At 51.3% G+C, this 16,015-nt stretch carries 14 protein-coding genes; 8 read left to right on the top strand and 6 right to left on the bottom strand.

The features are described 5' to 3' along the window. Window positions 1-24 precede the first annotated feature (24 nt). Entirely contained in the window at window positions 25-1,524 is a 1,500-nt protein-coding gene (locus tag HX824_RS11385) for a PLP-dependent aminotransferase family protein (protein WP_177054549.1), read from the top strand. A gap of 199 nt (window positions 1,525-1,723) precedes the next feature. Here HX824_RS11385 and HX824_RS11380 read toward each other — a convergent pair whose 3' ends face one another. Beyond that, window positions 1,724-3,061 carry an MFS transporter gene (locus tag HX824_RS11380; protein WP_177009656.1) on the bottom strand — a complete coding sequence of 446 codons (1,338 nt, stop codon included), beginning with the start codon at window positions 3,059-3,061 and terminating at the stop codon, window positions 1,724-1,726. 336 nt (window positions 3,062-3,397) lie between these two features. Here HX824_RS11380 and HX824_RS11375 point away from each other — a divergent pair, with 336 nt between their 5' ends. Beyond that, a complete protein-coding gene (locus tag HX824_RS11375; protein WP_008438842.1) occupies window positions 3,398-4,069 on the top strand; it encodes a hypothetical protein in 672 nt (223 codons plus the stop codon). A gap of 86 nt (window positions 4,070-4,155) precedes the next feature. Here the strand turns inward: HX824_RS11375 and HX824_RS11370 are convergent, their stop codons facing one another. Next, complete coding sequence (locus HX824_RS11370) at window positions 4,156-4,635, bottom strand: hypothetical protein (RefSeq protein ID WP_023659022.1); 480 nt, start codon at window positions 4,633-4,635, stop codon at window positions 4,156-4,158. A gap of 19 nt (window positions 4,636-4,654) precedes the next feature. Here HX824_RS11370 and HX824_RS11365 point away from each other — a divergent pair, with 19 nt between their 5' ends. Both HX824_RS11365 and HX824_RS11360 read left to right on the top strand, forming a co-directional pair. Further along, window positions 4,655-5,452, top strand: coding sequence for a nucleotidyltransferase domain-containing protein (locus HX824_RS11365; RefSeq protein ID WP_371319413.1), 798 nt, complete (start codon window positions 4,655-4,657; stop codon window positions 5,450-5,452). Between the two features lie 384 nt (window positions 5,453-5,836). Next, the gene (locus tag HX824_RS11360; RefSeq protein WP_177051056.1) at window positions 5,837-6,457 is read left to right on the top strand and encodes a tyrosine-type recombinase/integrase; all 621 of its coding nucleotides are present in this window, start codon (window positions 5,837-5,839) and stop codon (window positions 6,455-6,457) included. 430 nt (window positions 6,458-6,887) lie between these two features. Here the strand turns inward: HX824_RS11360 and HX824_RS11355 are convergent, their stop codons facing one another. The 3 genes from HX824_RS11355 to HX824_RS11345 are packed head-to-tail and all read right to left on the bottom strand — an operon-like array spanning window position 6,888 to window position 8,828. Then, window positions 6,888-7,343, bottom strand: coding sequence for a MaoC family dehydratase (locus HX824_RS11355; RefSeq protein WP_003212629.1), 456 nt, complete (start codon window positions 7,341-7,343; stop codon window positions 6,888-6,890). Window positions 7,344-7,359: 16 nt separating this feature from the next. Continuing rightward, on the bottom strand, window positions 7,360-8,193 hold the full coding sequence (gene panB / locus HX824_RS11350; RefSeq protein WP_008430222.1) for a 3-methyl-2-oxobutanoate hydroxymethyltransferase: 834 nt from the start codon (window positions 8,191-8,193) through the stop codon (window positions 7,360-7,362). A gap of 14 nt (window positions 8,194-8,207) precedes the next feature. Then, window positions 8,208-8,828, bottom strand: a complete 621-nt coding sequence (locus HX824_RS11345; protein ID WP_003212633.1) for a LysE family translocator — start codon at window positions 8,826-8,828, stop codon at window positions 8,208-8,210. A 131-nt stretch (window positions 8,829-8,959) separates the two neighbouring features. Between HX824_RS11345 and HX824_RS11340 the strand changes: the two genes are divergently transcribed. Beyond that, a complete protein-coding gene (locus HX824_RS11340; RefSeq protein ID WP_003212635.1) occupies window positions 8,960-9,415 on the top strand; it encodes an Lrp/AsnC family transcriptional regulator in 456 nt (151 codons plus the stop codon). Window positions 9,416-9,560: 145 nt separating this feature from the next. Here the strand turns inward: HX824_RS11340 and HX824_RS11335 are convergent, their stop codons facing one another. Further along, complete coding sequence (locus tag HX824_RS11335; RefSeq protein ID WP_003212637.1) at window positions 9,561-10,073, bottom strand: SRPBCC domain-containing protein; 513 nt, start codon at window positions 10,071-10,073, stop codon at window positions 9,561-9,563. 87 nt (window positions 10,074-10,160) lie between these two features. On the opposite strand from HX824_RS11335, the gene HX824_RS11330 reads away from it, so the two are divergent. From HX824_RS11330 to HX824_RS11320, 3 genes are all read left to right on the top strand, one after another. Next, the gene (locus HX824_RS11330; protein WP_008430215.1) at window positions 10,161-11,069 is read left to right on the top strand and encodes a LysR family transcriptional regulator; all 909 of its coding nucleotides are present in this window, start codon (window positions 10,161-10,163) and stop codon (window positions 11,067-11,069) included. 1,508 nt (window positions 11,070-12,577) lie between these two features. Continuing rightward, on the top strand, window positions 12,578-13,858 hold the full coding sequence (locus HX824_RS11325) for an HlyD family efflux transporter periplasmic adaptor subunit (protein ID WP_177054548.1): 1,281 nt from the start codon (window positions 12,578-12,580) through the stop codon (window positions 13,856-13,858). Further along, the gene (locus HX824_RS11320; RefSeq protein WP_134326296.1) at window positions 13,848-15,899 is read left to right on the top strand and encodes a peptidase domain-containing ABC transporter; all 2,052 of its coding nucleotides are present in this window, start codon (window positions 13,848-13,850) and stop codon (window positions 15,897-15,899) included. The genes HX824_RS11325 and HX824_RS11320 overlap by 11 nt, the downstream gene beginning before the upstream one ends. Window positions 15,900-16,015: the final 116 nt, after the last annotated feature.

Genomic DNA, 16,015 nt, shown 5'->3' with positions numbered 1-16,015 from the left:
AACCTCCAGTTTTGGATAATTCATATGGTCCAGCTTCGCAAATGGCGCCCGTTGCTCAAACTCGATGGGGAGCAGCCGCAGGCGTCCTACAGAAAGATCGTCGAGGGCTTGGTGAGCGCGATTGTCGAGGGCCGCCTGCGCCCCGGAGCGCTGTTGCCCGGCACGCGGGAGATGGCGCAACTGCTGGACGTCAACCGCAAGACGGTGATCCTTGCCTACGAGGAGGCCGTGACCAAGGGCTGGCTGGTCAGCCTTCAACGTCGCGGTACCTTCGTCAGTTCGCAGTTGGCGACAGGCGCGGTGCCGGCCACCCGCGCCCCGAAGTCGTTTGCCCCGGCATTGCGGGAGGCGCCTGCGGCGGCCTATTTCACCCCGGGCGAACAGGTGACAGCCCTGCAACACCGGCCCGGCGCGCTGTTTTTCGACAATGGTGCCTGTGACCATCGCTTGCTGCCGCAAGCCGTGCTGCACCGCTATTACCGCAATGCCTTGCGCAACAGCTTTACCACCAACACCGTGCGCCATGGCAGCGAAGGCAGCGGCCAGTACCTGCGCAATGCCCTGGCCGAAATGTTGCGCCACAATCGCGGCCTGACGGTCGGCGCGCCGCAGATTTGCCTGACCCAAGGCGTGCAGATGTCGCTGTACCTGACCGCCAGCGCGCTGCTCAAACCCGGTGATGTGGTGGTGGTCGAACGCCTGAGTTACCCACCGGCCTGGGAGATTTTCCGCCAGTTGGGTGCGCAACTGGTCACCGTGGACCTGGACGACGAAGGTTGCCGGGTCGACCAACTCGCCGAGCTGTGCCGCCTGCATGACGTACGGATGATGTACGTCACCCCCCATCACCAGTTTCCTACCACCGTCAGCCTGCGTGCCGGACGTCGCCAGCAGCTCCTGGAACTGGCCCGGCTGCATGACTTCTGCATCATCGAGGAAGACTACGACCACGAGTATCACTTTGCCGGACGGCCCTATTTGCCTCTGGCCAGTGATAGCGCGCAGCGTCATGTGATCTACATCGGCTCGCTGTCCAAGTCCCTGGGCAGCACCTTCCGTTGCAGCTACATCGTTGCACCGTCGAACCTCATCGAAGTGCTTGAGCGTACGGCGGCGGTGAGCCTGGGCCAGGGCGATGCCGTGATGCAGCGGATGCTCGCGGACCTGATCAACGATGGCGAATTGAAGAAGCACCTGCGGCGGGTTTCCAGGGAATACCGTCGGCGTCGGGAGACCCTGCTCAGTTGTTTGCTGGAAGCTTTTGGCGAGCAGATCTCTGTGCAGGAACCCGAAGGCGGGCTGGCGTTGTGGGTAAGGTTCGCCGACTCAATCAACGTCGACCGACTGGCTGAAAAAGCGCTGGAGCTGGACCTGGTGGTGCGCAGCGGTCGCCTGTTTTCACCGTTTGATCATCCTGAAAATGCCTTGCGCCTGGGCTTCGCCTCGCTCAATTCGGAGGAAATCCGCGTCGCCACGCAGCGTTTGGCTCAGGCGGCGCGGGCGATTGGGGAAGTGGCTAAATAGTTACGCCGGCTGACGCCCACACTGTTCAGTCCGGAAGTGGAGATCTAACAAGCAAAGAAAAACCAATGTGGGAGCGGGCTTGCTCGCGAATGCGGTGGGCCAGTCAGCACATTTTTCACTGACAGACCGCATTCGCGAGCAAGCCCGTTCCCACAGTTGATCTTTGTTGGATTGGGCATTGCGTTCACACCAGCCGAACCTAGCGCGACAACACCGGCGCTGCGCCTTTTTCCTCCACGCCCACCTCATGCAGCGAAATCCGCGACGTCTCCGGCAACGCCAACCCGCCCGCCAACGCCAGCACCGCCACCGCAATCAGATAAAACGCCGGCGACAGGTTGCTGCCGGTGGTACTGATCAACCACGTCGCCACCAACGGCGCCGTACCGCCAAAGATCGTGTACGCCATGTTGTAGGTAATCGCCGAAGCCGTATACCGCGTGCGTGTCGGAAAGGTCTCCGACAACAACGCCGCCGTCACCACCCCACACAGCACCGCGCCCACCGCCAGCAACATCACCCCCACCACCGACGCCGCGAACGACCCGGAACTGGCCATCAGGAACGACGGGTACACCACCACAATCAACAACACACACGCCGTCATCACCGTGACCCGACGCCCCACCCGATCCGAATACAACCCCGCCAGCGGGCAGATCGCCGCCGCGAAAATCAGCGCAATCAGCGACACCAGCAACGCCACCGCCCGACTCAAGCCACCCGCCACCTGCAGATACGTCGCGAAGTAGGTGGTGAACATATAGAACGACAACGCCGTAAGCGACACAAAAGCGCCCAGGCAACAGATCGCCGCACCATGGTTGCGCAAGGTTTCCCTGAGGGGAGAGTGCGCGACCGCGTGCTCCTGCTTCACCGCCTGGAAGGCCGGCGTCTCATCCAGCTTCCAGCGCAGGTAAAGCCCCACCAGCCCCAGCGGCGCCGCGATCAGGAACGGCAAGCGCCAGCCCCAACTGCCCATTGCCTCGGCGGACAGCGAAGCCTCCAGGGCGTACGCCACCACGGCCGCCGCAGCGAACGCAGAAAACGTCGACACCGGCACAAAACTGCCATACCAGGCGCGCTTGTCACTGGGCGCGTGCTCCATCAAATAGGCACAGGCCCCGGCGTATTCGCCCCCGGCGGAAAAACCCTGGGCGCAGCGAATCAACGACAACAGAATCGGCGCCGCTACACCGATGGCGGCATAGGTGGGCAGCAGGCCGATCAGCGTGGTGGCGCCGGCCATCAGCAAAATCGTCATGGCCAGCGTGCGTTTGCGCCCGATCCGGTCGCCGAGCATGCCAAAGAAAATCCCGCCCAGGGGCCGGAAGGCGAAGGCCACCGCGAACACCGCAAAGGTCTTCAGCAACGCCGCGCTGGCGTCACCGCTGGGGAAGAATTGCTGGGCGATGGTGGTGGCGAGAAAACCGTAGACGGCGAAGTCGAACCACTCCACGAAGTTACCGATACCGGCGGCGATGATCACTCTGCGCAGGGTTTGGGGGCTGACCTGTTCGGTGGATGGGCTCGTCATGGGGGAAGGCCTCGGCGGTGGTAGGGGGATGCTTGATTATCGGGGGCGGGGATTGGGCGGCGGGGCTCAAAAGAGTCGTCCGCGTAGTCAGTAGCGACTGGGTGGGAGTGATGCAGGCAGGATTTGGGCCAGGTAAGGCGGGGAGCTATCCAGGGAGGGGGTGGGTGATTTCTACGCAAGGACCACAACGGAAAAGGGGTCAGACCACGTTTTCACTATCTGCCAGATGTAAAAGACAGTTCGCCGAGAGAAGTTTCGTGTGCCTTGATTCCCGAATGAGGATGAAGAAGACTCCATCAATTATCTGAGGTCGAACCAACGACCGAAGTTGTCGAAATGGGATTACTTTTGAGCATGGGGCCGCCGATGCAGGGAAAAACGTTCGAGATAGTGCGAATAGATCAGATCCACGAAATTGTTTCGCCAACCGTAGAGTCACTTTTACAGCCGTTAGGATTCGAAGTTCAGGGCCCGCTGTCCTGGCTTCGTAGCGTCGATGCTCCCATTCGCCAACTCTTTCGCCTTGAGCAGTGGAAAGGCGGCGCGCTAGCGCCGTCATGGGCTCTGTCACTGGACTTCGTTCCCCATCTTTCCGGCAATGAAATCAAATGGCACAGGACGTCAAAATCAGCACGACCTGATCTGACTTTCGATGTGCGCGATCGAGCGTTTGATATCTCATGCAGCTACGGACCTGATGCCATAGCAACCAGCGCACCCAATATCCTCCGGGCTGCCATTCCAAAAGCTGAATCGTTTTGGGACGAGGCTCGTTCGATAGCCGCCCTGCCTGGTGCTTTCGAGCGGGTCAAGCAGCATTTGTCGACGGGTGGCCTGGGTTTCTACAACTACATACAACATCCTCTTGCATACGCGTTTGTATTGGCCATGAACGGCAAGCCCGATACAGCCGAAGAAGAGTTTCAACGCTATTCACAGCGTCTTTCAGAGGCGGCTCGAAAAAAACTCCGCAAGCTATTCATTGATGCAGGCGGTCACCTTGGCTAAGCGAGTACGGCTTTTTCAACAGAATCGGCCAGAAGCGGCCGCTCATGACCGACCGCTTCCGACCCAACGCAGCCATCCGCTCCTGACTATTGGGTTAATGCACCCACGTCATTCACCAGTGTGCGCCAGCCATCCTTTGCCTCCTGCTCCGAGGTAAAGACTTGCACTTTGGGATGCCAGAACGCCCCCTCGATTACGATGCATTCCAAGGTAGAGTCCTGAAACGTAAAGACATAGTGGATAGCATCTTTCATGAACCGCTGTTTGTCGTGTCGAGGATGAATGGCGTTCCTTTGCTCAAGCTCTGCTAACCAAGGCGAATTATCTATTCGATGAATTTGGTAATGCTTTAGGCCAAGTCCAATGAGCGGATGGCCGCCCAAAGCTTCGTCGTTTGGCGAACCGAATTGGATTTTCTTTACTAGCGGAAAATGAACCACAGCTATTTCTTCTCCGGTGGTGTAATACCGTAAACATAGTTGCGTGTCCGTGGCGAACACCACTGGTTCAGGCGACGTACTTGGCTGTGGCCAGGAGTCGAGCAGCACTACGGTCGCTAATGACATGCGGGAACCTGATGAATGAATGGGTTATAAACAGAGTGCGAGAGCGACTCGTTGTCGTCAAACCTTTCTGATCGCGACCGACTGCTTCTGGCCGTTGTTGGCCGGTTGGGTTCTTATCTACTTACTAGGTGTCAGAGCGTTGAGAAGACCTGTCTTAGACAGCGTAGTGTTCAGAGCAACCGGAGATCAGATTATGACGGAAAGAGCTTTGGCGCCGGATCAAAATCTATGGGATTCGTGGACTCCTGCCGAGTTAGCGGTTCGCCTGAAGAGCGTCTCGCTTCCATGGTGCGTTGTAGGCGGGTGGGCACTTGATCTATGGCTCGGCGAAAAGACTAGGGAGCATGAAGACATAGAGCTCACCATGTTGCGAGACGATTTTCCAAAATTCCGGCACGCGCTTGGCGATCTCGATATGTACACCGCGAAGGACGGGATACTCACTTTTCTTCCCTCGGGTCAAATCCCAGGTCAAGACATTCAGCAGGTGTGGTGTTTCGACCCAATTGCTCAAGCTTGGCGGTTAGACATGATGATTGAATCGGGAAGTCCTGAAGTATGGGTTTACAAAAGGGATGGGGCTATCCGGTTTTCCCGTAAAGAAATGTTGTGTTTGAGCAGTGAAAGCATTCCATATTTAAGGCCTGCGGCGATCCTTTTGTTCAAAGCCCTGCGTACGCGGGCAAAGGATGAGGAGGATTTTCACAAGATCTTGCCGACGCTGCCTGATGAGGAGGTTGCGTGGCTGAGGCGGCATTTGCTGAAGCTTCATCCTGAGCATCACTGGATAACCCTGTTAGCGCTAGAGCGACTTTGACTCATGCCAGAATGCATTGACTCACCCGAATACTCAGTAAAAGATGGTCTTGTGCGGGATTTCAGCTGCTGAAGATGGGGTAGTCAAAATCAGCAGCCTGAATCAAAGTTGCATCAGCGCCAACAGTAAAAACGTTTTTCAGCGCGATGGGTGTCCAAATTAGAGCCGCAAATCGCGTTTCTACGCAAAATCTCGGTCTGCCATCCAGCCGATAAATTTTAGATTTGGCATAGAAGCGCCAACTTCAATTTTGGCTCAGTCTGGGCCGAGAGCAGCCATTCGTGACGGGCTGATCTCGGCCAGTCGCGACCGTCCGCTTCTGGCCGGTTAGCGACCGTTGCTGCTATTAGCCATCCTTGTCCTTCCACACGTGGAGGACTTGTCATGAACATCATCGCTACCTGCAGCCGTCAGCCCTGGAACAAAGGAAAACTGGTCGGGCAGAAAACCCCACTCCGACTGAGAGATATCTGGGCCATCCGAGTAAGGCTTCAAATTGCGGAAAGAGCCCGAGATCTGGCTCTCTTCGATCTGGCCATCGACAGCAAGCTTCGAGCCTGCGATTTAACCAAGCTCCGCGTGCGCGATGTCGCTCATGGCGAGCACGTATCATCACGATCCATGGTGATGCAGCAGAAAACGCAGCGGCCTGTGCAGTTTGAGATCACTGAGCAAACACGGTCTGCTCTCGCGGCTTGGATACATCAAGCCCAGCTACGCAGCGAGGACTGCCTTTTCCCTAGCCGGCTGCATACCTCAGACCATTTATCCACTCGTCAATACGCTCGTATCGTCAAAGGCTGGGTGAAAGCCGTTGGCCTTGATCCAGCCATGTATGGCACTCACACAATGAGACGTACGAAAGCATCACTAATCTATCGCAGAACGAAAAACTTACGGGCGGTTCAGTTGCTGCTCGGCCATACGAAGCTGGAGAGCACTGTTCGATATCTGGGGATTGAGGTCGATGACGCCTTGGAGATGGCAGAACAGACTGAGGTTTGACCATGTATAGCGACGGTCGAGGTCAGGCCGTCGCTAACCGGCCAAAAGCAGTCATACGCGATTCATAAAACTGCCCATTAAAAGGGGAATCATTTAGCAGGTCTTTGATTGATTGCACCGATCAGACGGCCCCACTATTCCCGTTACGCTATACGTCAGCACGGCCCGATTTTTTTTGTGTCATTTGGGGAGAGAAACCTGGCGTCCGCCAGGTGAGATGAAGCATTACGGTTGCACAAAGTGCGAAGGGCAATCCCACCAAGATCGACACTTTGTAGGCCAGCAATAGTCCCGCTGCGCAACCAACGAAAGCGGCTAAAACGAGAAAGCCGGCGTCTGCCATTTCCGTTCCCGGTCGAATAATTAATTTTAGTAAGCCATGCATCTGTAAATTCTCTACAAAAGGTGTTTTTGCATCGCCCTGATAGGCCTAGGTCTCATCAATCGTTATTGATACAAGTAGTTCTCTCTCGGCGTCATTGGGAATTAACCCTGTCGTTTCCGCGAGCAAGACAGCCAGGCCGCTACTGTTGGTCACGATTACCTCGGCTTGAGCCCGATTACCCTCATCGATCCCCATAATTTTCCACACGCATGTAAGCTCATCCCCGATATAAACGGGGCGCTTGAAGCGCAGATTCATGGAGGTAGCCAACCACCCCAACTGCCCTCCGATCTCTGTGATCAATGTCGCAGTAAGCAAACCGTGAGCGATGACACCATCAAAGCCTTTAGCCTCTGCATACTTGGCATCGGAATGCACTGGGTTGTGATCGCGCGATAGCGCTTCAAACTGGACGATGTCTGCGTCCGAAAAAGTGCGTTTGATTTCAAAAGTGTCACCTTCCTCCAGGCCTGCTATCGCCTTCTGGCGCAGTGTGCTCATTGCGATCTCCGATGCTCTAAAAAGTATGTTCTGGCCCAGGGAATGAGCCCGATTCGACATCTTTAGCAAAGGCTTGAGCAGCGTCACTCATCACCTTTCTCATATCCGCATACTGCTTGACGAATCGCGGCAACTGACCATCCCTTAGCCCCGCCATGTCCTGCCAGACAAGCACCTGTGCATCGCAGCCATTACCAGCACCAATTCCTACGGTAGGGATGGAGACTGTCTCGGTGATCCTCGTTGCTACATCGCCTGGCACCATCTCTATCAGCAGGCCAAACGCCCCAGCACGCTCGAAGGCAACGCTCAAATCAATCAACCGCTCCGCGTCTTCGCCTTTGCCCTGGATGCGGTATCCGCCCAGCTGATGTTCTGCCTGTGGGGTAAAACCGATATGGGCCATAACTGGTATGCCAGCGGCTACCAACATCTCTACCTGCGCAAGCATCTCGATCCCACCTTCGAGCTTTACGGCATGAGCGCCGCCTTCCTTCATGAAGCGCACTGCGGTATGGAAGCATTGCTCAGGCGATCCCTGATAAGAGCCAAAGGGCAAATCGGCAATGACCAACGCCCGTTTGGTAGCACTCGAAACCGCCCTGACAAGAGGAAGCATCTCGTCAACTGTTATTGCCAATGTCGAGTTATGTCCAAACACGTTGTTGGCAGCGGAATCGCCTACGAGCAGCACTGGAATTCCTGCCGCCTCAAACACTGACGCGGCGTACATGTCATAAGCAGTCAACATGGCCCATTTCTGACCCCGTGCCTTCATGTCCTGTAAATGTGGAATTCGTACCCTTGCGCGAGGAGGGCTGTTATAGGGGGCGTTGATTTGATCAGACATTTCACTTCCTCAATTCAAATGGCCAGCCGCTCGGCAGCTAGAACCACAGCGATTACGATCATCGCGGCTCCCGATATCCGACTCACATTGGTTGCCGCTGCTGGTCGTGAAGCAAGCACCGCACCAGCGCCATAGCCGACCGCGAGATAGACGACACCGCAACTGACACCATGAATCAGGCCTAGAGCGACAATCTGAGCCCCTACTGGCCATGCGGTTGACGCATCAGTGAACTGAGGTAGTAGCGCTAGGAACAACAATAGGACTTTCGGGTTGAGACCGCTGACGCATAGTCCTTTTATCGCCCAGGCCATCCAGGCACCTTCATCGTGGGATGTCCCTTGAGCAGGCAGCGAAGGCTTGAGCAACATGTTGAGGCCGAGCCATAAGAGATAGGCCGCCCCCATCAGCGTTAACGTCAGCAATGCATAGGGAATTTTGACCAGCACTCCCCCCACACCTGCGGCGACGATCAGCGTGGCCACAAGATGGCCGGAAAGCATGCCGACTACGGCGGGTAAGACGCGGCCTCGCAAACCTGCCGAAATCGCGTAGGCCCAGTCGACCCCAGGCGTGATAACAAACAAAAATGATACGGCCCAAAACGCCATAATCAGAGAAACACTCACGATCAAATCCTTCCTCTTCCATCAATTCAAAGCGCCGCTTGGCCCTGAAAAACCGTGATAGAAGGATAATGAAAGCGAAGTGGTATTATCTTTCGAAGATACCTGTAGAAGCTAAACGAATTAGAAGGTTTTTCTTAATGGATCGTGTAGACAAGAAGATTCTTGCGCAACTGCAGCAAGATGGCCGTCAGTCACTGACGGAGCTGGCCGACCGCGTAGGTCTAAGTTTGTCTCCATGCCATCGACGCGTTCGGGCGATGGAAGATCTGGGAGTGATCAAGGGTTATCGAGCTCAACTATCCGCGACTGAGTTAGGACTCAATTTCTCGTCCCTGGTATTCGTGACGCTCCGAGAGGGACACCAAAAAGCAGTAGCTGATTTTGAAGATGCTTTACCGCGAATTCCTTACATCGTCCAAGCTCAGAGACTTTTTGGCGATCCTGATTACCTGCTGATGGTGGTGACAGCAGATCTTCCTGCATTTCAAAAACTATACGATGAGGAACTGTCGAGGTTACCCAACGTACAGCGTCTGACATCGACGTTGGTGATGAAGCACGTGATCATTGATCGTCCGCTGCCGTTGGAATGAAGTTCAAATATTGCGGATAACGCAGGGAAGTCGTCAGGCTTTTGTCGAATCGCCCCAGAGCTGAGACACGGATGCTCTGGGGCCGGACTTAGAATGCCTAATCTGACCGCATCTGAGGCCCACGGCTAAAGACTAAATTCAGAGGTTAAAGGCTGGGAGACAAGCGTGCCGCACCCACCAAGCCGTCCAGCCATTCCTGATGACCGTTGATCATCGGATTGGGTTTGGCCTTGGCGAGATTCTCCGCTGGTTTACCCTTCTGTGTTTCCTGAGTCAGGATGCGCACTCGTCCACCAGAGAGGTCTTCAATAAGCCAGGCATGGTGAACGTCCAGCCGAGCGTCACCCTCACCCGACCAGCCATGCCACGCAATTCGTCCTGGAGAGGTTAGAGTTGGCGGCACGCACTCATTGCATAAAGCCTCGACCGGAAAGCCGAACGTTTCGAAGTAGAAAAATACCCCGTCTTGCAGATCCGGCCCGATGTGATCATGAAACTGGATGTTTGCCGAGTTGGCGTAGTACGACGGCCATCTCTGCGCCTGGGTGAGCAGAGGCCATACCTGTGCGGCACTCAATCCCGCGATGATGACCTCGTTAGAGACAAAGTTTTCGGTAAAACCTGGCAGGTAGCCCTCAGGCCAAATGATCTGATTCATGGTTATGCAGCGCTCAGTTGATGAATTGAGACCATGATGGGTGTAGGCTAGAAATAAGACCAATCGCTATGTTTTATTTTGCGCATCATGAATCCTGATATCAGAAATCTAGATCTCAACCTCCTCAAAGCACTGGATGCGTTGCTTGATGAACGTAGCGTTACGCGAGCCGCAAATCGACTATCGCTTACCCAGCCTGCTGTGAGCGGCATGCTCAGCAGGCTCCGAGAAAGCTTCGCCGATCCGCTGTTCGTGCGCGCCCAGCGCGGCATCGTGCCGACGTCGCGTGCAGAGCAGCTTGCAGCGCCGGTTAAGAAATTGCTGGCAGATATTGAAGGTATGCTTCAGCCGCAAAGCTTTGATCCGTTGACGGCGAGCATGACGATAAGGATTGCTTCGACCGACTATGCATTGCGTGCAGTGGTCGTACCGTTTCTCAACGCGCTAAGAATACAAGCGCCGAACATCCGCGTTAGTGTCCAGCCCGTGGATCATCAAGAGCTTCAAAATCAGCTGGATCGAGGTGAGATCGATCTCGCATTGGTTACCCCTGAAGCGGTAACACCAGGATTGCATGCTATCGCACTCTTTGATGAAAGCTATGTATGCGTAATGCGCACTGATCACCCAGATGCGCTGAATGGCAGGCTTTCACTGGATCGATTCTGCGCATTGGATCACGCCTTGGTTTCCCCGGCAGGGGGCGGTTTTCATGGAGTGACGGATGATGCTCTGGAAAAACTTGGAAGATCACGTCGAGTGACAGTGTCGGTGACCAGCTTTCTGGTACTTCCAGAAATTCTAACGTACAGCGACATAATCGCTGTCGTGCCGCGTCGATTGGCAGTGAACAACATCGGGCTCAAATCAATAGAGCCGCCTGTTGAAATTCCAGGCTTCAGAAAAATCTTGGCCTGGCATGAACGAACTCAGCGCGACGCAGGCCATCGCTGGGTGCGGTCACTTATCGTTGAAACACTACGGACACTCGATTGAAGCAAACGGGGTGGCCAAACATGCAAAGTCGTCGTGGCAGCTGCGGTTTAGAGACCAGTTCCGTTGTGTCAAAAACCCAAGCTCGGTGTCCATAACCAGCTCAGTTTCCAGACCGTCTGTGACGGAGTCGTTCTTGGGCTCGCGGGCACCTTCGAGTTATTGTCTGTTACTGATAGCCGCCCCTTGCGAGCGTCAGCAATGGATAGATAACGACCATATACTAATGGCTGCTTATGGCCGGTAGCTGACGCTCATGAACGACCTCTTTCGACCCTAAGCCGCCATTCCAGGTGCCTAAGAGGCCAGGGACGATTTAGGCTTCAATCTAGACTCTGGGATAGGCGCCCCGGGACGTGGGTCGATCATCGTCATCATAAGGATCTGGGGCTTGATTGAGAGCAATAGAATCATCAGGATCAGGTAGCATCGGTCTCGTCTGTGGAGCATTTGGACTCACAGGCCGAAACCAACTGCTGAAGGCTAACGCTTCCTCTTGAAGAAAATGCTCAATCCGCTTTTGCTGAATAGCGTTCAAGTAGCCCCCAGCAAAGCCTCGTCCCAGGGAGCGGAGTAGTAAGTCGAGCTTCTTGGGATCCGGTTCATCGAAAATCCCCACGCTCTTGGTCCGTAAATCAGCATCATCAATCCATTGCTCAAGATTGCCTCAGTACGAATCGCAGAGAAAATTCGCGCGAGTCGTGTGGTTTTATCGCCACCAGCGGGGATGCTTTTCAACCAGTCAAAAAGTGTTGTGTGCTTTGGATAGTCTGGGTACGCGAGTATCAACATAGTAACTTTGCAATAATAACGTATTGGATAAAAAACAAGAAAACTATAAATCTTGCTTAGGCTCTATCGGACTGCGCAGCCTTTTAGTTCGTCCTAAGGCATCCCATTCAATAAGCTGCACGTACTTTTTTCGTACCGAATAAAAACAGAGCTCCGCACCATCGAGATGCTTCATTGATGGAGGAGGCTTTTCGCCCTGAATCAAAACAGCGATTGTCTCCTCAGGCTTTGAAAATGCTCGTGGTGCAGACTGTATACGAACATGAATTAACCTTGTTTCCGCTCTGCATGCATCGATAGCGGCCTGTCTCTCAGGAGACAATGCGCTAGCGTACAGAGAAAACAATGTGCTTGTTCCCAAAAGCACAGTGACAATTAAAAGCTTAATCATGACCCCACCTATTTATTGTATCTTCACCAAAAAACTAATAGAGCTTCCAGGGAGCCAAGGTATCCTATCTGCATACAACACTGCAACTCGAATTCATGAACGTTACCCTTAAGCCGCTATAAAAAACATTCGACGCATAAAAATCAAATAAATCACAATGCTGGCCTGGCCATAGATACAAAAAATCTTCAATTGTAATGCAATCGCAAGCATGTGGACATAATACTGCAACATATCCAACAGTAAGGTTGAAGAGTGCGATAGGAATCCGCAGCAAGCTGCCATTAAGATAGTTAGTCATTTAGGGATCTTGGTATTTGGAACCGCTATGTCGATTATGGAAGATCAAGCGAAGTTATTTAGAAAAGAATCTCTACCCAACACATTAGAAAATACGAGCGTCGCAGCAAGATCCGAAAGGATTGGCAGTATTAAGCCATGGGCAGCTTCGATAGCTTTAATGCTATGTGTTTTTTTTATTTTGTTGCAACCCTATACTAGAAGAGTAGACGTAAATTTTATCACAATAGCACTGTCTGGAAAGCAGCGTGTTGAGGCTACATCAGAAGGTGTGATATCTGAGATATTTGTGGAGCAGGGAGACTTCGTTCATCGAGGGCAAAAACTAATAGCCTACACACGAGAGCAATTCGGACGGAGCGGTTCTACCAATCTTCAAAAAAGAAATCTTCTTAGTCAAAATCTTATACAGCTAAATGAATTGTCTGTAAAAAACTCCCAGAACTATCAAATTAGTATAGAAAAGCTAGGGCTCCAATCTAAATTTTCGGAATTACGGGCCGCTGAGTTGGAGGCCCGAGTGCATGGCTTAGTCAGTGCGCGGAAAATTCTAGAATCAAAAATTGTGGTAGGTAATCATTTGCTGGCTGAGGGCGCTGTAGCCGAAAGTTATATTCAGGATCTTAAAGATAAAGTCTTGAATATCGACAATTTATCTTATTATGCAAAACAAAACTTGATAAAGGAGCAGCAGTTTCTCTCTGAAGCTCCCAACCTGGCAAAGCAATATAAAAATGAACTAGAAATTCAGATCAACCACAATAGATCTGAGGCTATAGAGATTGAACGAGAGCTGATTGATATTGAAAGCCAAATCTTATCATATATTGTCGCCGATTTTGATGGCGTCGTCGCGGCAGTGAGTGCTTCAAAGGGAAGTAGCATCAGGAAATCGGACAGCCTTATTGTGGTTGAAGCAGAAAAAGGAGAACCGACTGCACGTATTTTAATACCTAAGCAAGCAGCTGCATTAGCTAATCTCGGACAGAAAGTCACTCTGCGATATGATGCTTACCCGTTTACAAAATTCGGAACAGCTCAGGCGGAAATAATACAAATTGATAATACAGTAACCAGCACGAAAGAGGTATTGCGTACGCTAGGTTTGCAAGCCGAAGAGCCCGGTTATTTAGCGACTATAAAGATAATTGAATCTAGCAACTCGAATCTGGAGATAGACTACCAAAAAGACGGACTTACCGGTCGAGCCTCAGTAATGCTTGAAGAGCACTCTCTTATCAGATGGATATTTGATCCATTGATAAATTCTGTAGTACAGGCGGGGCAAGGAAAACTAAATGAATATTAAAAATTTTCAGCTCATACGCCAGCAAGAACAATCTGAATGCGGATTGGCATGTGTAGCAATGATCTGCGAGCACTATGGAGTAGACATTTCACTTAACTCCCTGCGTGCTGACTTTGCAACAGGGGGACGCGGAATAAATTTAAAGAACTTGTCAGATTTGTTATCTAAGATTGGTTTCAGGTACCGACATCTAAGGCTTGAGTTGGAACAAGTTCGTACGTTAGAGTTGCCATGCATTCTTCACTGGCGCATGAATCATTTTGTTGTGCTTACAAAGGCAAGTAAAAATAGATTCACAATTTATGATCCTGCCGAGGGCGTTTATCGGTTTAACAGAAGTGAGTTTTCAGCAAGTTTTACTGGTATAGCTACTGAGCTTTTTTACACAGCAGATTGTAAGTTGGCTTCAGGCTCAGCCCGTAAGGTAGGCATATTTCAGCCCGGGCTCAAACGTGATAAATCGTTGCTGATTTACGTGTTACCCATAGTAATAGAGCTCCTTACGCTAGCATCACCTTTTTATATTCAGCTAGCAGTGGATCAGGTAATGGAGAGCAATGACCAAAACCTTATGTTCGTTATTGCGATGTTATTTGGTGCATTATGCTGTATTCAATATCTGCTCCAAACAATCCATCTAAAAAACACTGTCAACACGGCAAGGTCATTAGCAGACTCTTTAGGATATGAAACGTTTCAGAAAGCCGTTAGCTTGCCCGTTTCGTTTTTTTCAACGAGGACATCGAACAACATAATTTCGAAGTTCACGTCCCTTCTAGCTATTGTAAGTTTTGAACACAAATATCGTAGTACGGCACTTGTAGCTGCATGGCTGATTGTCGCAGCTCTGATAGTATCATCAATTATCTCAATCCACTTAGCGCTGTGCACAGCTGCATTCGGGATTGTGTATGGGGTGAGTGTAGTATTTATCTCGAAAAACCAACGACATGCGTTGCGGCAGAAGAGCAAGATGAAAACTCGCTCAGATAATATAGTCCTAGACACGATACGGAATATAAAGCAGATACAGTCTGCCAGGGTTCAGGAAGAAAGCAAAGAAAGGTTCTTCGCGAATTATTCTAGTTATAACTATTATGATGCAACCGCCCAAAGCATCACACTAAAAAGCGTAGGGTTGCTAAATTTGTTATTGAATCTGCATAGGATTTTCGTCGTTGTGATAGCTGCAGGCCAAATATCCAATGGCTCCCTAAGCATCGGTGGGATTTTTGCATATTTGCTTATTAGCTCAAGGTTCTTCGTTAATCTGAGTTCCATTTCTAACTACTTCATCCACAAGCACGAAAATCAGTATCATCTGGACAATCTTGAAGATTTATATAGTTACCCAGCTGAAGTGACTCAATTTAGAAGGCGCATCAGGCTTGAGAAACCCGATATCGCATTGAAAGATGTTTGCTTTAGGCATTCACCTTCAACGAAATGGATTATGTACAATTGCGATATCTCGATAAGGTACGGTGAAAAAATCTTACTTCGAGGAAAGTCGGGGGGAGGCAAAAGCACACTAATCTCTTTATTAAGCGGAAATTTAAAGGCAAATTCCGGGAAACAAATGTTAAGCGGTTTCCTGCTCGAAGAAACAGGTCCCGATTCATTTCGATCTCATTTTTCCATCATGATGCAAGACGATCAGATCGTATCGGGCACTATACTGGACAATATAATATATTCACGTTCGAACATAAGCTTTGACAATGTATTTAGTGCAGCAGAAGCGGCGTGTATTCATGATGATATTATTACAATGCCTATGGGTTATAACACTCTTCTTTCGGGGGCCGCTAATATTTTATCTGCGGGGCAAAAACAAAGAATATTATTAGCAAGAGCACTGGCCGAAGACGCGCCTGTGCTAATGCTTGACGAGGCAACTAGCAATTTGGATTTAGATAGTAAAAAAAACATACTGAAACACATATTAAACCTTGATAAAACTGTAATAGTTATCTCTCATGATGACCTAGAAGATAATTTCAGTCGCGTGATCGATCTAGATGCCCTAAATAGACTTTAACCTGGTGGGCAATTTCTATTGTGGCCTTCAATCTATAGATACTTAATTCATCAATATACGGCGAGGAGGTAAAAACCAAATATACTCAGATGGAATATCAATTTTAATTTATATAT

This window comes from Pseudomonas sp. D4002 (genome assembly GCF_013385665.1).
Taxonomy (GTDB): Bacteria; Pseudomonadota; Gammaproteobacteria; order Pseudomonadales; family Pseudomonadaceae; genus Aquipseudomonas.
The sequence above is the reverse complement of the archived record's forward strand: the minus strand, read 5'-3'. Positions and strand labels throughout refer to the sequence as shown.